Source organism: Variovorax sp. 10L426 (assembly GCF_056395305.1).
This window is the reverse complement of record NZ_JBFTJF010000002.1, coordinates 76088-94487: the sequence shown is the minus strand read 5'-3', so window position 1 is coordinate 94487 and position 18400 is coordinate 76088. Positions and strand designations below refer to the sequence as shown.

The 18400-nt window shown below is 63.6% G+C and carries 15 protein-coding genes and 1 pseudogene; 8 read left to right on the top strand and 8 right to left on the bottom strand.

Translation table 11 applies throughout. The features are described from left to right. Positions 1 to 180: 180 nt before the first annotated feature. Together AC1DHL_RS03145 and AC1DHL_RS03140 are read left to right on the top strand one after the other, a co-directional pair. Positions 181 to 2094 carry a tannase/feruloyl esterase family alpha/beta hydrolase gene (locus tag AC1DHL_RS03145; protein ID WP_478160552.1) on the top strand — a complete coding sequence of 638 codons (1914 nt, stop codon included), beginning with the start codon at positions 181 to 183 and terminating at the stop codon, positions 2092 to 2094. A 136-nt stretch (positions 2095 to 2230) separates the two neighbouring features. Continuing rightward, positions 2231 to 2482 carry a hypothetical protein gene (locus AC1DHL_RS03140; protein ID WP_478160550.1) on the top strand — a complete coding sequence of 84 codons (252 nt, stop codon included), beginning with the start codon at positions 2231 to 2233 and terminating at the stop codon, positions 2480 to 2482. On the opposite strand, the gene AC1DHL_RS03135 is transcribed toward AC1DHL_RS03140, so the two are convergent. The 3 genes from AC1DHL_RS03135 to AC1DHL_RS03125 all read right to left on the bottom strand — a co-directional run bounded on the left by AC1DHL_RS03135 (position 2466) and on the right by AC1DHL_RS03125 (position 5659). Then, on the bottom strand, positions 2466 to 2918 hold the full coding sequence (locus tag AC1DHL_RS03135; protein ID WP_478105944.1) for a YybH family protein: 453 nt from the start codon (positions 2916 to 2918) through the stop codon (positions 2466 to 2468). The two genes, AC1DHL_RS03140 and AC1DHL_RS03135, sit on opposite strands and share 17 nt — an antisense overlap. A gap of 188 nt (positions 2919 to 3106) precedes the next feature. Next, positions 3107 to 4945, bottom strand: coding sequence for a sensor histidine kinase (locus tag AC1DHL_RS03130; RefSeq protein ID WP_478160548.1), 1839 nt, complete (start codon positions 4943 to 4945; stop codon positions 3107 to 3109). A 66-nt stretch (positions 4946 to 5011) separates the two neighbouring features. Next, a complete protein-coding gene (locus AC1DHL_RS03125) occupies positions 5012 to 5659 on the bottom strand; it encodes a response regulator (protein ID WP_478105942.1) in 648 nt (215 codons plus the stop codon). Positions 5660 to 6117: 458 nt separating this feature from the next. Between AC1DHL_RS03125 and AC1DHL_RS03120 the strand changes: the two genes are divergently transcribed. Next, positions 6118 to 6270 carry a hypothetical protein gene (locus tag AC1DHL_RS03120; protein WP_478160546.1) on the top strand — a complete coding sequence of 51 codons (153 nt, stop codon included), beginning with the start codon at positions 6118 to 6120 and terminating at the stop codon, positions 6268 to 6270. A 10-nt stretch (positions 6271 to 6280) separates the two neighbouring features. Beyond that, on the top strand, positions 6281 to 6841 hold the full coding sequence (locus AC1DHL_RS03115) for a dihydrofolate reductase family protein (RefSeq protein WP_478160544.1): 561 nt from the start codon (positions 6281 to 6283) through the stop codon (positions 6839 to 6841). A 106-nt stretch (positions 6842 to 6947) separates the two neighbouring features. Here the strand turns inward: AC1DHL_RS03115 and AC1DHL_RS03110 are convergent, their stop codons facing one another. The 5 genes from AC1DHL_RS03110 to AC1DHL_RS03090 form a co-directional block, all read right to left on the bottom strand. Next, positions 6948 to 7181 carry a DUF2789 domain-containing protein gene (locus AC1DHL_RS03110; protein ID WP_478160542.1) on the bottom strand — a complete coding sequence of 78 codons (234 nt, stop codon included), beginning with the start codon at positions 7179 to 7181 and terminating at the stop codon, positions 6948 to 6950. Positions 7182 to 7244: 63 nt separating this feature from the next. After that, complete coding sequence (locus AC1DHL_RS03105) at positions 7245 to 8987, bottom strand: pyrrolo-quinoline quinone (RefSeq protein WP_478160540.1); 1743 nt, start codon at positions 8985 to 8987, stop codon at positions 7245 to 7247. An 84-nt stretch (positions 8988 to 9071) separates the two neighbouring features. Continuing rightward, complete coding sequence (locus AC1DHL_RS03100; protein ID WP_478160538.1) at positions 9072 to 10058, bottom strand: NAD(P)H-dependent flavin oxidoreductase; 987 nt, start codon at positions 10056 to 10058, stop codon at positions 9072 to 9074. Positions 10059 to 10063: 5 nt separating this feature from the next. After that, on the bottom strand, positions 10064 to 11617 hold the full coding sequence (locus AC1DHL_RS03095; protein WP_478160949.1) for a long-chain-fatty-acid--CoA ligase: 1554 nt from the start codon (positions 11615 to 11617) through the stop codon (positions 10064 to 10066). Positions 11618 to 11634: 17 nt separating this feature from the next. Then, a complete protein-coding gene (locus AC1DHL_RS03090; RefSeq protein WP_478160948.1) occupies positions 11635 to 13290 on the bottom strand; it encodes a long-chain fatty acid--CoA ligase in 1656 nt (551 codons plus the stop codon). A gap of 284 nt (positions 13291 to 13574) precedes the next feature. On the opposite strand from AC1DHL_RS03090, the gene AC1DHL_RS03085 reads away from it, so the two are divergent. The 4 genes and pseudogenes from AC1DHL_RS03085 to AC1DHL_RS03070 all read left to right on the top strand — a co-directional run bounded on the left by AC1DHL_RS03085 (position 13575) and on the right by AC1DHL_RS03070 (position 18398). Then, positions 13575 to 14141: a DUF2889 domain-containing protein gene (locus AC1DHL_RS03085; protein WP_478104651.1), complete on the top strand. Its 567-nt coding sequence runs from the start codon at positions 13575 to 13577 to the stop codon at positions 14139 to 14141. Between the two features lie 15 nt (positions 14142 to 14156). After that, positions 14157 to 15437 (top strand): PKD domain-containing protein, encoded by a 1281-nt coding sequence (locus tag AC1DHL_RS03080; protein ID WP_478160536.1) that lies wholly within the window; start codon positions 14157 to 14159, stop codon positions 15435 to 15437. A gap of 328 nt (positions 15438 to 15765) precedes the next feature. After that, a complete protein-coding gene (locus tag AC1DHL_RS03075) occupies positions 15766 to 15975 on the top strand; it encodes a hypothetical protein (RefSeq protein ID WP_478160534.1) in 210 nt (69 codons plus the stop codon). A gap of 42 nt (positions 15976 to 16017) precedes the next feature. After that, positions 16018 to 18398: pseudogene (locus tag AC1DHL_RS03070) on the top strand (phosphocholine-specific phospholipase C). The last annotated feature ends 2 nt before the right edge of the window (positions 18399 to 18400 follow it).

The window sequence follows — 18400 nt, the reverse complement described above, 5'->3', positions numbered from 1 at the left end:
GTGCATCGGGTACCCGGACTCTAGGGTTAACGTCAGCAGTCGCAGCCGCTTTCTTGAAAGGAAACCACCTGTTTTTGAAAGATGCCTGGGACGTTGTTCCCTACCCTTCCCCAAAGACGTCGTGTAGTGCATCAATGGGATGCACTTCAGTTCATCCAGGCGACTCAACGAAGGAGACTCATGAAATCAGTACTGCGATCCCCCACGAAAAAGAGGTTCTCGCAATGGACGCTTTGCGCCATCGTGGGGGCGACAGCATTGATTGCAGGATGCGGCGGCGGCGGCAGCGGCTGGAACGGTGGCCCGGCCGCTGGCGGCGGCAATCCGCCAACGGCAATCGCCGCGCTGGAGTGCGACAACAGCATTGCAGAGCACTTCAAGTCCGACGACCAGACCACGGTGTTGCTGGTCAAGCGTTTCAACAAGGGGGACCCTTTCATCCTGGAAGGCGCGGCTACGCCGGCCACCACGGTCGCCACAAATGAAGTGTGCCTGGTCAAACTCAACGTGGGACCGGGCAATCCCGGCCCGGCCGGTGCGCCGTCAACGTCGAAAGGCATTGGCATTCATGTGTGGCTGCCGACCAAAGCGAACTGGAACGGACGCTTCCATGCCACGGGCAACGGAGGGTGGGGCGGGTCGAGCGAAGGCACGCTGACAGGAATGGGCACGGGAGCCTCGACCGGAGGGCTGCGCGCACCCGACATTGCATCCTCCGAAGGGGCTGTCACCGCCTCGGAGGACATGGGGCACTTCGACCCGATGGCCACAGGCTCCTTTGCGATGAATCCTGACGGCACCATCAACAAGACGCTGTGGGAAGACTTTTCGGTTCGCAGCGTGCACGAGATGGCTCTGAAGGCAAAGGCCCTCGCAAAAGCCTACTACGGCAGCGCACCCAAGTACTCATACTTTGATGCGGCGTCGACGGGAGGCCGGCAAGGGCTGCAGTCGGCCCAAGCCTATCCGGAGGACTTTGACGGTATCGTCTCTGGCGTTCCCGCCATCAACTGGACCCGCTTCACGACAGCGGAGGTCTATCCGCAGATCGTCTGGCTGCGTGATTTGGTGGACAAAGGAATTCCCATTCCGAGCCTTGAGCAGATGGACTTTGTGTCCAACGCAGCCATCAATGCATGCGACCTGGTCGGCGGAAAGCACCTCGGCTTCATTCTCGACACCGATCAGTGTCGATACGACCCGACCCGGGACGCCAATGCGCTTTGCGCGGGTGTTGCTGGCCAATCACCAGTCATTGGCGCCAGCACCTCGACGTCCTGCGTGAATCTGTCCCAGGCGCAGGCGTTCAACAAAATCTGGTACGGACCAACGGCAGATGGAAGCGTGCCAGACCCGGCGGTCGACAACGGAATGAACGCGACTCTGCAAGGTGTGCAGAAGTGGTACGGACTGCCGCGCGGCACGTCCTTCTACCAAGCTGAATTCCTGAGGCAAACCGGCATTCCTTTCGGCCTCGCGAATCCTGCCTCGCCGTTTAGCATCGGCACCGACATGCTCGCTCTGGAGCTTCAGAACCCAAGCGTGGCTGGACCCAATTTCAAGAACGCCACTGGGAACGGCGCGGAAGGCTGGCGCACACTGTCCTACGCAGACTTCGCCAATGCATTCGACCGAGGAGTCGCACTGCAAGACGCGTTCGCTCGCATCAACACGGACAACCCAGACCTCTCGGCATTTAAGAATCGCGGCGGCAAATTGCTGCATTACCACGGCGTCAACGACGAACTCATCTTCTCGATGGGCTCCGTCAACTACTACAACCGTGTGCTGGCCCAGATGGGTGGCCTCGAAAACGTCAAGTCGTTCTATCGCTTCTACCGGGTCCCAGGCAATGGTCACGGGTCCGTCAACGCGACATCCAATGCAAATGCCAGCCCGCCGACTTTCAAGACCACCCAGGTCTATGACCTTCTGACCAAGTGGGTCGAGGGTGGAGCGGCACCGGACCGCATTGACCTGACTTCAATCGCCGGCAGTGCCGAGCCGATAGGACAGCCCATCTGCCCCTATCCGCAGAAGGCGACTTACAAGGGTGGCGATGCATTCGTTGCCGGTAGCTACGCCTGCGAGTGAATGGGCTGCTGCGTCGTCCAAGGTAGATCTCGTCCAGGAACAGGGTGCCCCCATGCGCCTGGCGCACATTCGCTGCCATGCGCGTGTCGCTCCCCGCCAATCGTTCGAGCGCGGCGGCCGAGGCATCGCGGCTCGCATGTCCGCTCGCCAGGCTCTGGATCTGGCGCACGCGGCGCGGATGGCGCGCCAGCGCGAAGCACTGGGTGCCCGAGCGCAGCAGGCGCAAGGCGATGGGGTCGACGCCCGATTGCGCTGCCGATGCCAGAGCGTCGAAGCGGATGCCGAATACGTTCTCCACATGCTCGTCGGCAAAGGATGCAGGCGTCGCGCCCACGTCCTGCAGGAAGCGCTGGTTGGCCGCCACGATACGGTCATTGGTCAAGGTTGAAGATGTGCACCTTGGTGAGCCAAGCACCGTCGGGCTGGTGCTCGAAGATGCGGACGGTGCTGCCGGACACTTTCACCGGCTCGCCGGTCTTGCCGATGATCCTGAGTGTCCAGCGAGCGACCTGATAGGCATACAGGCCATCCTGCTGAAGGCTGACAATCTCGAAGGTGTGGTCCTTCCTGTTGCCCGGCTTGAGTCGGTCTTCCCAGAACTGTCCGATCGCTTGCCTTCCATTGACCGGCTGCGACCCCGGCGGCAGTACGACCGCGTCTTTCGTGTACATCGCCGGGAAGGCCGCTGGTGTGTTGGTGTTGTACGCGGCGAGCCAGCGGGTGTTGTCCGCCTCGATGACGACGCGCAAATCCTCGGCCCTCGCGCTTCCAATCACGGTGACCACCAGCAGCACAGTTGCATAGAGCGCATTTTTCGCTTTCATGGGTGAAACCTCCGAGGAAATGCTCTGAAGAGATGGAGTCTGTTGGACCCCCGACAAATCCCAGCTTAGAGGTTCGATGGAAGCTGATGAATCCCGCGAATGTGGAACCCCATCCCGCGAAGAAGGGATGGACTTCCATCGTGGTACGCGGTTCCGGGCGAAGGAGGCGGCCACTCCAGCTGGGCGATTCAAGAAATCGGCAGCAGCAGATTGAGAGTTGTGCCGGCGGCCGACGGCTGGAAGTCCAGGCGGCCGCCGATGATCTTCGCGCGATGCCTCATGCTGGCGATGCCGCGACCGGTGTGTTCACCGGAGAAGCCAACGCCGTTGTCGCGCACCTGGATATAGACGTGCTCGCCCGCTGCGTCCAATCCGGTCTCGACGTGTATGCAGGTCGCTCGGGCATGCTTCACGATATTGGTGAACGCCTCCTGCAGGATGCGCAGAATGTGCAGGACGTTCTGCGGTGTGAGACAGGCGAGCCCCGGCACTTCACGCACTCGCCAGTCGAGATCAATACCTTGTTTGCGCAGGCGTCCGTCGAGCCGGTAGCGCAGGTTTCCCATCACCGCGAGGAGATCATTTTCGGTCGGCTCCAGCGAGTCGATGGTGAGCCGAAGATCGTCCAGGCACTCCCGCAGGGCGGCGGCGACTTCTGTTGCCGAAGACTCGCCCTGCTCGACCAGGCTCAAGGCCGAAATCAACTGCGCGCCGATGCCGTCGTGCATGTCGCGCATGATGCGGCTGCGCTCTTCCACGACAGCCTGCTGGCGTTCCATCGTCTGCATGCGCTCGTAGCTGCGCGCGAGCTCGGCATGCTTTTCTGCGACACGCTTTTCCAGCTCCGCGTTCAGCTTTTCGGTTTCGTTGAGCGATCTTGCGAAGCGGTCGATGAGAATCCATCCGATCATGAAGAACATCGGCAGATAGGCATATGGTTGATAGCGCGGCAGGTCGATCGGATAGGCCAACAGGCGTTCGTTGGCGGAGATGACAAGTTTGAAGGACCCCGCGATGGCGAGGCCCAGCGTTTCCAGTGTCTTTCGTTGCCAGGCAATGAACCAGAAGATCGCGACATAGACGACGGTCAGCACGAAGGTCATGAGCCACCATTGCTGAATGACCCATCCTCCGATGCCGACAAACGAGGCGTAGTCGAGAAGCGGTGACACGATCAGATAGCCCCACAGCCAACGTTCGAAGCGCGGCCGGTGCCACCCTCCGTAGCGCAGGGCGAAAAGGCACATCAGCACGATGTAGGCTTCCAATCCGCTCCATACCACCACGCCCCAATACGGCAACGGAATGGGCGGCTCGGTGATCACGAACCTTCCGGCGACAAAGAGGGCGAACGCGAGCGCCGTCAATCCGGCGTAGCCGTACAGGGTCTCGTGCCGACGCCGAAGCCAAAGCAGCAAGATGAACAGCCCGAATCCGAAGGAAAAGAGCACGATCATTCGCGGGCCGGCGACTGAAATCAGGACGCGCTGCTCGTACACGGCGCGAACCAAAGGTTCCTGTCCGATCGCGATGCCTGACAAAGCTCCGCGTGTGCCGTCTGTGACCCATATCCGCAGGTGAATCGTGTTGGTGCCTTCGTGCAGGAGGTCGTGGCGAATTGAAAACAGCCGAGGAGCGTATCCGAGCAAGACTGGCGGAGCGCCCGCCACAAATGGCTGGGATAGTTGCGCTGTGCGTGACACGCGCTCGAAGGCCCCGGTCTGGCCGGCATGCTCCCCATTCACGTACAAGGCTCCGAAAGTCTCCAGCAAAGGCACGTAGGCTGCGTACAGTTCATCAGGCTCGGCTGACAAAACGAAGTGCAGCCGATACCAGCCGTAACCGGAGGCTCCGGGGTGCGAAACGAGCCAGTTGTCCGGCAAAGGCTGCCGCCGCCAAGCCGCGGAATCCGGTGGAGGCCCAGGAGAATCGTCCAGGATGAAATCGGCCTGCTCGAGCTGCAGCAGCGGATTGCCGCCGGCCCCGAGGGACGGAGTTGGCAGAGCCAGCAGGGCGATAACGAGCACCAGTACCGTCGCGCGCAATAACGAAGGCCGATTTGGGGGCGACCACGAGATCATTCCGCGGACGATCTAGATAAGACCCATCTTGCCGGCCTCATAAACCGCCTCCCCACGAGAGTGCACGACGAGCTTCTGATAGATCTTCTTCACATGCGAAATGACGGTGTGTTGCGACACACCCAGCAAACGGGCAATCTCGCCGAAGCTGAAACCCTTGGCAATCAAGGCCAAAACCTCCGCCTCCCTCGCCGAGAGCGGAGTTTCCTCAGTCCGGCCCTCGGCTGCAGCAGTGCCGCGGGGCTTGAGCCGCTTGAGCAACTGCCGGGCGATCATCGGGCTGATCGGAGAGCCCCCGGCCCGTAGTTGCTTGATCAATTGGACGAACTCCTGCGGGAGGCTGTCCTTGAGAATGTAGCCAGTCGCCCCGGCCTCGATGCTGGCGATCACATGGTCTTCGTCGCCGAACACCGTGATGACCATGATGTCCGTTTCGGGGTGGCGTCGTGCTGTTTCCCGTATCAGGTCGATGCCACTGCCGTCGGGCAATCCGAGGTCCGTCAACAATACGTCAGGCGCCGCCTTGCTCATTGCCTGACGAGCGGAAGCGAGATCAGCGACCGCCGCAAAGAGTTCGAGTTCGATGTCGGAGGCAACAATCTTGCAAAACCGATTGAGGAATGCCGGGTCGTCCTCCACTACCATTACCGTCGTCATCATGCCCTCCCTAGGCAACGGCTGCCGGTTGCTAGAACTGGACAATAGGAAGAGATGTGCGTTTTGAGCATACCGCGAACATGGGATGGCTGCCACTCCGCGCCATTGCGAACTTGGTGGAGAACGACCCGTTGGCGGCGTGGCAGGCATACGGCCGCCTCCGCGATTCCTTAATGGTGAGCAGGCGAACGCTAAGCGAAGAGATTCAGCTGATGCAGACCGCCCAGGTTCACATCCATCAGCTGTTCACCTAGGCAGTCCGTTTCGGATGTTCGCGCACGTATTCTTCAAACGGTCAGCTTGAAGGGCTCGCTCTGCGCCCAGCGCTCCGAAGCACCGGGAAGATGCGATCCTCCGACGAAACCCGTCGTCGCTTTGGCTTCAAGGGGCTCAATGCGACCTTGCCGCATTACCTGGAACGCACGGTGTAAAAGTGCATTGCTCAGACTGGAGTTGCCTCCATGACCCATACCGGCGATGCCACCTCCGCGCATTGCGCGACCTTCGGCTTCGCAGCGCAGGCATTGGCGAAGGACCGCTATCAGGCGTCTGATTCGCTTGGCCAGAAGCGATGGCCCACCGCGCAGCACAGCGGTCCGCCCAACTCGGAGTAGATTCGCCGCCATGGGACTCTTGACCTTCAGCATCAACGTCACCCTCGACGGTTGCGTCGACCACCGGGAGGGAATCGCCGACGACGAGACACACGCTTTCTTCACCCGCCTCATGGACGAGGGAGGGGCGATGCTGTGGGGCCGCGTCACCTACGAGATGATGGAGAGCTACTGGCCGGCGGTCGTCCGCGGCAACCAGGAGGCGCCGCCGGCGATGCGCGAGTGGGCGGTCAAACTGGAGGCCAAGCCGAAGTACGTCGTGTCGTCGACGCGAAAGACCTTCCCGTGGACCAACAGCCACCACATCGCTGGCGATCTGCGCACGGGTGTGCAGAAGCTGAAGGACGCGACCCCAGCCGGCGTGCTCCTCGGTAGCGGCAAGCTCGCGACCGAACTCGATCGGCTGGATCTGATCGACGAGTACAAGTTCCTCGTCCACCCCAGGATCGCCGGCCACGGCCCGACCCTGTACCAGAGCGGGCTGCCCAGCACGCGACGGCTCGAGTTGGTCTCGGCGAAGCCGCTCCGTAGCGGCGCGGTCGCCATGCACTACCGGCGCGCGCGCGGCTAACAACCCGTTGCGGCGGATGGTCCGCTGCGCGGCCCGCCGCTGAACCGGAGCGTTGTACGACCGGTTTCCGTCTGTGAGTTCCCAGAGCGCGGCGCAATCGATTCAGCTACTCACGCAACAGCACGTCCAGTTGGTCCACCATCTCGGCCCAATCGGCGTCTTCGTTGATTTCTTCGCGCAGGAACTGCGCCTGGCCGGGCGTCCAGAACGGCGCATCGGCGAGCCGAACCTCATTGCTCAGAGGGCGACGCTGCGCGAGGAACAGTTCAATGTCCGACTTCGTACTCGGCAATCCAAGTTGCCGAAACAGGCTTTGCAGGCTGTGGTCTGTCGTGTCCATCAGAGAATTGTCCTCCGGACTGCCAGCGTAGTGAAGATTCTGGATCCAGCAGTTCACCTCTCTTCAACCCTTCGCAAGAAGACCAAAAACAGCGACGCCATTCGTGGTCCCGACATAAACCTTCCCATTGGCAACCATCGGCGTGATGTACTTGTTTCCCGCACCGAACTGGTCACGCGTACCCATTTGATTGCTGTTGTACAGCTCGGTGGCAAGATTGCCAGGATCAAACGCATGCAACGCCGCAATATTGCCATTCTCGGCCGCCCACACGATACCGTTGGCAGACCCATTGGCCGATACGCTCGGCGTCGTCCCGGGAAAGACAAAAATCATGGCGGTCTGACTGGAAGGCGTCGCCGACAACCGCGCATTGGTAATCGTGAACGCCTTCAAGTGATCGCTGACGGAGCCAAAATAAACCGTATTGTTGAAATAGGCCGGCATGCCAAATTGGCCGCCGCTCAACTGTGCAGGAATCTCCTGGTAGATGTTGTTGCCGGCAGCGTTGAATTTCCCCATCGAGTCACGATTGAGCACATAGATGATGTCGTCCTTGCCCGCTCCCAGGGTGAGATGATGAGCAGCGCCGCTCGCATCCACGAGATCCGGCAGCACAAGCGCGCCACCCGACCCGAGATCTTCATCGGCGTTGGACTCCTGAACAATGTTCGACATCGCGAAATAATCCGCGACCGACAGCCCGCCGGTAGTGCCGAGTTTCAGATATGTATTGCCGAAGTCGCCTTGTGCAGGAAAGCCACTGGCGTTCAAGGTCGTATCGAACGTGCCATTCGCGTCGAGCAGGTAAATCGACGAGCCATCCGATGCGGGGCCGGCGCCGCTCATCCAGACTGAACCGAGCGAACCATTCGGCGTGACGTTGAGTACGGAGGTCTGCTGCAACGTGTCGGCGCTGTAGCCGATGATCCAGCCGGTATACGCGCCCCCGTCGCAATGCGAGGTCCACGTCGTGTAGACGACGCCGTTGAGCAGCAGCAACCCCGCGCGTTCAGCATAGAACGACGGCGCAAACACGACGCGGCCGTTCGAACTGTTCGCACCGGTACCCGGATACGATGCTGCGACCTCGATCGGTCCGTTCAGCTGTTCGGCGCCGGTCGCGAGGTCGAGCGCATGTACGCGCTGGTGGTAGCCGCCGCCGGAATCCTTCGTCATCGCGACGACAAAGATCGTGCCGTGCGTACCGCGTGAGCGGTCGATGACCGGCGTCGACGTGATACCGATCTCAGGCGTGATCTGGCCGCAACCGTGGTCGTCGCTCGTTGTTTCGCCGACGCCAAGTGCCGATGCCTTCCACAGTTGCGCGCCGGTGTCGGCATCGAACGCAAACACGCTGTCGTGTTCGGTCACGACGTACAGCACGTTATGCGTGCCGCCGGCAATCGCGAGCGAGCCGACGAAAAGCGGCTGCCCATCCACCTTGCCGTCGACCGTAAAGAAGCCGACTTTGCCGAACGTTGTTGCGTTGACGTTCGCGGGCGTGAGGATGGTTTCGTTGAGGTTCTGACCGGTACGCGCAATGTCGTTGTGGTAGGTCACGACGTCGCCGGCCGCGGACATCCCGGTGCCGCCTGATGCGCTGCTTGTCCCGCCTGTGCTTCCGGTCCCGCCGGTTGTGTTGCCGCTGCCCGTTCCGGTGGTTGTGCTGCCCGAACCGCTACCAACGGTGCTGGCCGTGCCTGAAGTTCCGCCGCCACCTCCGCTGCAACTCAAGAAGAGAGTGGCGCAAAAAATCAGTGCGCTCAGCAGGAAAAAACGGCACGGGATGGGCAGCGTTTGCATGGCGTTCTCCACATTGCCGGCGCCCGCGCCATGAGAGGTCGGCCACATCAGCGAAGCGCCGTGCAATGTCGCATAAGGGTAGCATCAAGCGCGCACGACTTGCGCAAAAGCAACCGCAGCCCGTGCCGCATCACGCACGAGCTTGTCGATGATCTGCGCCGCCGGCGCGATCTCGTCGGCAAAGCCGCCGGCCGGGCCCAGCGACACGATGCCGCCGTCCACGTCACCCTCCTCGTACACGCGCTGGCGCGTGCGCGAAGAGAGGATCAGGTCGCCAAACTCTCCATGGCTGCGCGCGCCCGCAGATTCGATCTTCTGCACCTCGCGCGCCGCCTCGTTGTGCAGCACGCGCCAGGTGTCGTTGAGCGATCCGAGGATGGCAGTCGAGCAGTATTGATCGGCATCGACGATGCGCTGCTTGAGGGCATCGTGCGCGCGAATCTCCCGCGCCACCATGAAGCGGCTGCCCATCACCACGCCGTCGGCGCCCAATGCCAGTGCCGCCGCGATCTGGCGTCCGCTGCCGATACCGCCGCCCAGGACCAGCGGCAAGCCGATCTGCTCCAGCGCATAAGCGCCGTTGACGAAGGCAGAGAGCGGGTTCGCGCCCGGATGGCCTCCCTCCTCGCATCCCACCAGCGCGATGGCATCCACGCCGAGGCGAGCCGCTGTCTGTGCGTGGCGCACGCTCGGGCACTTGTGCATCAGCAAGCCGCCGCCACGGTGGATGCGATCGATAAAAGGCTCGGGCGAATCGCCGGCGCTTTCGAAATGGCGCACGCCTTCTTCCAGCGCGGTCTCGATCCAACCCGGCACGTGCCTGTTGGCGCCTGGTCGTCGTGAAAGCGTGAGGTTGACGCCGAAGGCCTTGCCCTCGGTCAACTCGCGGCAGCGTCGGAGGTCTGCGCGCAGGTCATCCAGCGAATCGAAGGACCGCGCCGTGATGAAGCCCATGGCGCCCGCATTGACGACCGCCGCGACGATGCCCGACTGCCCCAGGTGATGCATGCCTCCGAGCAGGATCGGGTGGCGGATACCGAACAGCTCGGTGATGCGCGTGCGAAACGCCATCGCCGTCAGCTCACCTGGCGCAGCTGCCCCACCCAGTGCGGCTCGCGCAACTCGCGCTTGAGCACCTTGCCCGCCGCAGACAGAGGCAGGGCTTCACGGAACTCGACGGTCTTCGGGCACTTGTAGCCGGCGATGAGGCTGCGGCAATGGTCGTGCAGGCTCGCATCGTCCAGTTGGGCGCCGGGCTTGCGCACCACCACCGCATGCACCGCCTCGCCCCATTGCGCGTGCGGCACGGCGATGACAGCACAGGCTTGCACGGCCGGGTGGCGGGCGATCACGTTCTCGACCTCGGCCGAGTAGACGTTCTCGCCACCACTCACGATCATGTCCTTGAGCCGGTCGACGATGAAGACGTGTCCGCCTTCGTCCATGCGCGCGCCATCGCCGGTGTAGAGCCAACCGTCGCGCAGCGCGCGCGCAGTTTCCTCGGGCTTGTTCCAGTAGCCGAGCATCACGTTGGGGCCACGCACGATGAGTTCACCGACTTCGCCGCGCGGCACCTCCTGTCCGTTCGCATCGACCACCTTGGCCATGACGCCGAAGGTGGCCCGACCCGCAGAGCGCGACAGACCCGAAGCGCGTCCTTCGGCGCCGTGGTTCTCGGGCGGGTTAGAGGTCGCTCCGCCCAGTTCCGTCATCCCATAGGAATGGGTGAACTCGACGCCGGGCAGCATATCCATCGCGCGCTCGAGCACCGATTCGGCGATGGGCGACGCGCCGTAGACCATGCGCTTCAGGCTCCCGAGATCGAAGCAATCGAACTCGGGGTGCGTGATCAGCGCCTGCAGCATCGTCGGCACCAGCAGCAGGTCGGTCACGCGCTCGCGTTCGATGATCTCCATCACTTCTCGCGCATCGAAGCTGGGTGCGAGCACGTGCGTCTCACCCGCGATGAACTGCACCAGCGCGCGGCCGATGCCGCCCATGTGGAACAGCGGCGCCACGTGCAGCGCGACGCTCGCGCCCGGCATCGGCGTTTGCGCAAGACGCTGGATGCCGATGGACCACAGTGTCCAGTGGCTGTGCATCACGCCTTTCGGGAAGCCGGTGGTGCCGCCGGTGTAGAGGATGCAGGCCAGGTCGCCGCCGGTGCGGCCGGCGTCCTCGACGGGATCGGCGGCTTCGATCAATGCTTCGAAAGACAACATGCCCGCGGGCGTTTCGCCTTCGCCGGCATAGATGAAGACCGGGACACGCTTTGCCGTTGCGCGGATGCCCTCCACGCGGTTCAGGAAGTGGTCGTCGATCACCAGGATGCTGGTGTCACTGTCATCGAGCGAATAGAGGATCTCCGGCATGCTCCAGCGCGTGTTGACCGGATTGAGCACACCGCCGGCCCACCACACACCCATCAGGCATTCGAGCCAGCGGTCGGAGTTGACCCCGAGCATGCCGACACGATCACCGGCCTTCATGCCGGTGGCCTGCAGCGCACCCGCCAGGCGCGCCACGCGATCGCCGAATTCGCGAAAGCTCTGGCGGCGGGCGTGGAACACCGTGGCCACGCGCTCGGGCGTGGCCTGGATCGAGCGCTGCAGCGCCAGCGTCATGGACATGGTCATGGTGATTGCTCTCAGTGGGCGGCCGATGCGACGCGTGCTTCCTGCTCCTGCAGTTCGCGCCAGGCGATCTTTCCGGTGGCGTTCTTCGGCAGGGCATCGACGATCTGCACGATGCGCGGCGCCTTGTAGGTCGCCATGTGCTTGCGGCACCACGCCAGCAGGCTGGCGCTGTCGTCCTTGCTCCCGCGTCGCAGTGTGACGACCGCCTTGACGGTCTCACCGCGCCGCTCGTCGGGCGAGGCGATCACGCAGGCTTCGAGGATCGACGGATGGCTGTGCAGGGCGGCTTCGACTTCGGCCGGCCAGACCTTGAAGCCCGATGCGTTGATCATTCGCTTGAGGCGGTCGCGCATGAAGACATAGCCTTCCTCGTCCATGCTCGCGAGGTCGCCCGTGCGGAAGAAGCGCTTGCCGTCGATGACGATGAAGCTCTCGGCATTGGCGCCCGGGTGGTTCCAGTAGCCCAGCATGATCTGCGCGGCATGCACCACGATCTCGCCCGCCTGGCCCTGGGGCACGGGCCACAGTGAATCCGGATCGATGATGCGCAGGTCCACGCCGAAGGTCGGCACGCCGAGGCAACCCTTCTTCGGCTTGTGGAGCGGATTGGCGCAGAGGAAGTTGGCGCTTTCGGTCAAACCGTAACCTTCGACGTAATCGAGGCCGTAGCGTTGCTTGAGGATGTCGTTCACATGCTGCGGCGTGGCCGCGCCGCCGCCCGTCACGACCGTCAAGCTGCTCAGGTCGCGCGCTTCGATGCCGGGTTGCGCGAAGAAGTCGACCAGCATCGCCGGCAGCGCAGCCCAGAAGCTCACGCGATGGCGCTCGATGAGCACTGCCGCCGCCTCGCGGTCCCAGCGAGGCATCAGCACGATGGTTCCGCCCCAGAAGATGGCGGAGTTGACGTTGTTCTGCAGCCCCAGCAGATGGAACAGCGGCGCCACGGCCAGGTACACCGACGAGGGGTTGGTGCGCCGCCACAGCGACGAGCCGACGCACGAGGTCATCACCGTGCGATGCGTGTGCGCGCAGGCCTTGGGCTTGCCGGTGGTGCCCGAGGTGTAGGGCAGCATGCACAGGTCGTCGGGGCCGGCGCTATGGGCGTCGGGGACGCACCTGCGCGCGAGTGCTTCGTTCCATGAGATGGCCCGCGGCGGCATCTGCAGGTCGGTGACGCTCGTGCGCAGCCAATCCGGCGTGGGAAGTTCCGGGTCTTCATCGCCGAGCGCATCGCCATAGGCATGCACGACGACCTTCTTCAACGACTTGGCGCCCAGGAAAGGCGTCATGCGCTCGAGCAACTCGCTGGCCACGAAGACCACCATCGCGCCGCTGTCGTTGACGATGTGTTCGAGCTCGTCGCGCAACAGCATCGCATTGACCGGCACGAACACCGCATCCGCGCGCAGGACGGCGAAGTACGCGGTGATGAACTGCGGGCAGTTCTGGCTGAATACCATCACGCGATCGCCCTTGGCCACGCCGCACACGCGTTGCAGGTAGCCGGCCATGGCTTCCACATCGGCCAGCAGCTCGGCGTATGAAACAGCCTTGCCGAAGAAATGGATCGCCGTCTTGGCCGGGTAGCGTTGCGCGGAAACCTCCAGGTTGCGGAACAGGCTGGTTTCCGGGATGTGCGCCACCCGCGGCAGGCCCTGGCGGGCCATGGCCGCGTCGATTTCAAGCGGGCCGATCGGCCGCTCGGCCACGCCGCCGGGCGTGGGGCAAGGGTGGAATGTGCTGGGTGGGAGCATGGTGCGGTCCGGCATGGGGGGTTGTCTCTTGAGTTGCCCCGAGTAAACCGCGCATCGCGGGAGCGATTGCCACCCCGAACGGGTGGTGAACGGGTCGTCAGTCGCCACCCGACCACCCACGCAGGGTGGGGCTCGCGCCGGCAGACTCGCCGAGCATCGGATCACGCCCAAAGAATCTGCCGAGGACACAGACCCCCATGGAATCGACCGCCACCCCATCTTCCCGTCGGCTGCTGCACACCCGCGAAATCGTCTGCAAAGGCTACCTGCGCGACGACGGCCTGCTGGACGTGGAAAGCACCATGCGCGACATCTCGCCGAACGGTTCCGATCTCTTCTTCAAGCCGCTGGGCCCCGGTGAAGACCTGCACCGGATGCGGATCGTCATGACGGTCGACAACCAGCTCGTGATCCGCGCAATGGAGGTGCACAGCGAAGCCGCGCCCACGCCGTATTGCGCCGAGAGCAATGCGAACTATGACGCGCTGGTCGGGCTGAAGATCGGCGCCGGCTTCACGAAGAGAGTCCGCAATCTCGTGGGCGGCAACAAGGGCTGCACGCACCTCACCGAACTGATGGGCCCGGCCGCTACCACCGCCATGCAGACCTGGTTCGCCTTGGGCCGCGAGCGTGGCGGCCTGCGCACGCTGCTCGCCGTGCCCGGCCCGCTGCCCAAGCCCGCATTGGCCGACACCTGCCAGGCCTATCGCAGCGGCGGCAAGGCGCTCGAAGCCATCTGGCCATTGGAACGTCGCGCCGGTTGACGACGACTGGCGTCCTTGCAGCGTGCGGTATTTCACGCTTCAGGAGGCGGCGGAGGCGAACCCCTCCCTTTGGGAGGGGGTCCCGCAACGCGGTCAATCGGAACATCGCTCTTTCCGAAAAAAGCACTACTTCCAATGAGCCTCCACCTGACCCCCTGCCCGAAACCCCTGACTCTCACGATCGCTGCAGCTGCGGCAGCTTTGGCCCTCGCCGGATGCGGCGGCGGCGGTAGCTCTGGTTTCTCTTTCCCGGTTTCCCAGGCGCCGGCGCCGGCTGCCCAAGCCCCCGCCCCCACCCCAGTGCCTCCGCCGCAGGGTTCCTTGATTGGCAACAATGCGCCTGTGAGCAATGCAGGCGCTGCGCAAAGCGCGACTGCCGGAAAGGTGGTCAATCTCGACGGAAGCGGGAGCACAGACGCCGACAGTGGCGATACGCTCTCCTATGCATGGACACTGGTCAGCAAGCCCGCAGGCAGCGTAGCTACGCTCGTCGGCGCTGACACGGCAAAGCCAACCTTCACCCCAGACGTTGCGGGCACCTATGTCGCGAGCCTGATCGTCAACGACGGCAAGGTGGACAGCAAGCCCGCGACGGTGACAGTGACGACAGGCGCCATCGCCTTCGATTCGATGCCTTCGCCGTTGCCGTCGAACGTGGTGAGCTACGGCTTCGAGGCTTACCAACTCAAGAGTCTCGGCGATCGAGTCACCCTGAAACCCGGCACCCCCCGACTTCTCGACAGCATCACCGTTGGAATGAGCAGTTGGGCCTGCCAAACCGGTCACTGGAACTTGAACAATTGCGCTTCGAGCGCGAACTCTTCGTATGACCATCCCATAACGATGAACGTCTACGACGACACGCGCACCACGTTGCTTGGAACCGTCACTCAGACTTTCAGCATTCCGTATCGACCCGCCGCCGATCCGACATGCACGGGCGTGGAAGTTGGCAAATGGAAGGATTCGAACGGCGTCTGCAAAAACGGGCTCGCTTTCAAGATCGCGTTCGATCTTCGTTCGCTCAATGTGACGCTGCCGGACACCTTCATCTATGAGGTGGTCTACAACACGAACACCGAGGGCCCTGCGCCGATCGGGCAACCAGGTAGTTACGACGATCTCAATGTCGGCGTCTACGATCCAACGGCGACAAGCCCTTCCGTCGGCAGTGATGCAGATCCGGGCTTCGTGTTCTGGAACGGTGTTCTTTCGCTTGCATATCCGGGCCCAGCTCAATACAACGACAACGCGAAAGCCGGGCTCTTCGCGAAAGTGCAAGTGGCCGCGCCCTGATCGCTCTCGAGTAGTCCCGGAATTCCTCCCACCTTGGGTCGCCTCGGTGGGGGCGATCCCTCGACATAAAGCGCCCCAAGTGGGCGCTTTTTTTTGCCCCCGACATCCGTCATCGCCGCTACATCGCGGCGTCATCGTCGTTACATCGCGACGTCACAGGCGATGCCTAGTCTTGGCACGCCTCGATGCATGGCGGCCAACACCACCGTTCTTCGAGGCAGATCCGGCTGCCTCGGCGGGGCAGCGCCCCAAGAACGAAGAGGGATCACCGCCGGAACGCCGTCGACGTCCCTGCGTCCACGATCCCGAGTAACGGAGTACCCCGACTATGAATCCATGGTTTGTCTTGCGCGCGCCTGTCGCGCTTTCGATCCTGGCATGCGCCTTGACCGCCTGTGGCGGTGATGGCGGTGGCAGCGGCCTCGGCGGAGCAACTGCCGCAACCGGCACCTCTGCAACCAGCAGCACCGCCAACAAGCCCGATGCCGCCTCGACTTCGTCGGACACCAGCCAGCCCAGCGTGAGCTACGCCCCCTGACGCTCTGCGCGTGCCATCACCCTCAAGAACCAACTCAAACACATGACCACACGACGCAAGTTTCTCCAGAGCACCACCGGCACCGGCATCGCCGCCGCCACGCTGGCCACCTTTCCCCCCAGCATCCGCCGCGCGCTGGCCATCCCCGCGCATCACGACACCGGCACCGTCAAGGATGTGAAGCACGTGGTGCTGCTGATGCAGGAGAACCGCTCCTTCGACAGCTACTTCGGCACGTTCAAGGGCGTGCGCGGCTTCGGCGACCGCTTTGCCGTGCCGGCGCCCAACGGCAAGAACGTCTTCTCGCAGACCTATACCAAGACAACGCCGCCGAGCACCTTCGTCCCCTACCACCTCGACGAGAGCCAGGGCAACGCGCAGCGCGCCGGCAGCACGCCCCACACCTGGTCCGATTCGCAGGCGGCATGGGACCATGGCCGCATGTACAAGTGGCCGGACGCCAAGGGCCAATTGGCGATGGGCTACTACGAAACCGCGGAAGTCCCATTCCAGCGCGCGCTGGCCGAAGCTTTCACGCTGTGCGACCACTACCACTGCGGCATGCACACGGGCACCATCGCGAACCGGCTGTTCTATTGGAGCGGCACCAACGGCCCGAACGGTGTCAGCCCGCTCGACGGCAGCAAGGTCCAGGTCGCGGCATTGAACAACCAGTTCAACGGCGGCAATGACATCGGCGCTTCCACCGACGGTTGGACCTGGACCACCTACGCCGACCGCCTGGAGAAGGCCGGCGTGAAATGGAAGGTCTACCAGAGCCTGATCGACAACTACGGCTGCAACGAATGATGGGCTTCCGCCATTGGCGTGCTGCGATCGAGCAGATGCCGGCGGCGCGTCGTCCAGTCTATGTCGCGGCGACGGACATCACCCAGCCGGTCACCGCGGCCGGCCCGTTCTATGACCCGGTCGTCGACGACACCCTGAGCCCGCTGGCCAAGGGCTTCGGCAACACGATGCCGTACGGCTTCCTCGAAACGTTCCGCGACGACGTCAAGAACGGCACGCTGCCGGCGGTGTCGTGGATCATTTCCCCGTCCGCCTACAGCGAGCACCCCGGCCCGTCGAGCCCGGCAAAGGGCGGCTGGTACGTGCAGCAAGTGCTGGACGCGCTGACCGCCAACCCCGAGGTCTGGAGCAAGACCGTGCTGCTGATCAACTTCGACGAGAACGATGGCTTCTTCGACCATCTGCCCTCGCCGTCGGTGCCGTCACGCAATGCCGACGGTTCGCTGTCCGGCGGCTACACGCTGGCCGACGCCGACGTGGCGGTCGAGTATCACAACTTCGCGCCCGCCACCGCGAGCCAGCCCGCTGCCGACGGCCGGCCCTACGGTCCGGGCCCGCGCGTGCCGATGTGGGTGGTATCGCCCTGGAGCCGCGGCGGCTGGGTCAACTCGCAAGTGTCCGACCACACATCGACACTGCTCTTCCTGGAGAAGTGCTTCGGCGTGGTCGAGCCCCAGATCAGCAAGTACCGCCGAGCCGTCTGCAGCGACCTCACCAGCGCCTTCAACTTCGAGCGGCCCAACGACGAGCCGCTGCCCACCCTGGCCGGCCGCAAGACCAAGGACGAGGCCGATGCGCTGACGGCCGCCCAGCAGGCGCTGCCGAAGATCATCCCGCCGACGGACCCCACCCTGCCCGTGCAGGCCACCGGCGTGCGTCCTTCGCGCGCCCTGCCCTACGAGCTGCACACGAGCGCGCGCAGCGACTCGGCCAACGGACGCATCCAGCTGCTGTTCGCCAACAGCGGTCGCGCCGCTGCCGTGTTCCATGTCTACGACAAGCTGCACCTGTCAGACCGCCTCCCACGCCGCTACATGGTCGAGCCCGGCAAGCAACTCAACGGCGACTGGACCGCGATGACCGACAACGCGGGGCTGTATGACCTTTGGGTGCTTGGCCCCAACGGCTTCCATCGCCAGTTCAAGGGCGACCTGAACGCGCTGCGTGCAGCCGGTGCGGCAGCGCCCGAGATCCGCGTGGGTTACGACACGCGAAGCGGCGACATCCACCTGCAGTTGCGCAACGACGGTCGTCGCGATTGCCGCTTCACCGTGAGGCCGAACAAGGCCTACGCGCGTCCCCAGGCGCTCGGCTTCGGCGGCAAGGACGGCCATGACGACCGCCGCGACAACAACGGCCGCGGGCATGACGACCACAACGATCACGATGACCACGGCGGCATCGGCGCCAACGCCGACGGCTCGTGGAGCGTGCGCGTCAAGGGCGGCGACGACGCCAGCCTGCGCTGGCGCCTGGACGCCAGCGGCCAGTGGTACGACTTCGTGGTGACCTGCGATACGGATGCCAGCTTCTACCGGCGCTTCGCGGGCCGGGTCGAGACCGGACGGCACCTGGTGAGCGATCCCGCGATGGGCCTCGCAGACCGTTTCTGAGC

Coding starts and splice junctions, on each gene's coding strand:
- AC1DHL_RS03125 (WP_478105942.1), bottom strand. CDS start 5,659: ATGATGACGACGGTAATGGTAGTGGAGGACGACCCGGCATTCCTCAAT.
- AC1DHL_RS03120 (WP_478160546.1), top strand. CDS start 6,118: ATGACCCATACCGGCGATGCCACCTCCGCGCATTGCGCGACCTTCGGC.
- AC1DHL_RS03145 (WP_478160552.1), top strand. CDS start 181: ATGAAATCAGTACTGCGATCCCCCACGAAAAAGAGGTTCTCGCAATGG.
- AC1DHL_RS03090 (WP_478160948.1), bottom strand. CDS start 13,290: ATGGCCCGCCAGGGCCTGCCGCGGGTGGCGCACATCCCGGAAACCAGC.
- AC1DHL_RS03115 (WP_478160544.1), top strand. CDS start 6,281: ATGGGACTCTTGACCTTCAGCATCAACGTCACCCTCGACGGTTGCGTC.
- AC1DHL_RS03095 (WP_478160949.1), bottom strand. CDS start 11,617: ATGTCCATGACGCTGGCGCTGCAGCGCTCGATCCAGGCCACGCCCGAG.
- AC1DHL_RS03135 (WP_478105944.1), bottom strand. CDS start 2,918: ATGAAAGCGAAAAATGCGCTCTATGCAACTGTGCTGCTGGTGGTCACC.
- AC1DHL_RS03110 (WP_478160542.1), bottom strand. CDS start 7,181: ATGGACACGACAGACCACAGCCTGCAAAGCCTGTTTCGGCAACTTGGA.
- AC1DHL_RS03140 (WP_478160550.1), top strand. CDS start 2,231: ATGTCCGCTCGCCAGGCTCTGGATCTGGCGCACGCGGCGCGGATGGCG.
- AC1DHL_RS03075 (WP_478160534.1), top strand. CDS start 15,766: ATGAATCCATGGTTTGTCTTGCGCGCGCCTGTCGCGCTTTCGATCCTG.
- AC1DHL_RS03085 (WP_478104651.1), top strand. CDS start 13,575: ATGGAATCGACCGCCACCCCATCTTCCCGTCGGCTGCTGCACACCCGC.
- AC1DHL_RS03100 (WP_478160538.1), bottom strand. CDS start 10,058: ATGGCGTTTCGCACGCGCATCACCGAGCTGTTCGGTATCCGCCACCCG.
- AC1DHL_RS03105 (WP_478160540.1), bottom strand. CDS start 8,987: ATGCAAACGCTGCCCATCCCGTGCCGTTTTTTCCTGCTGAGCGCACTG.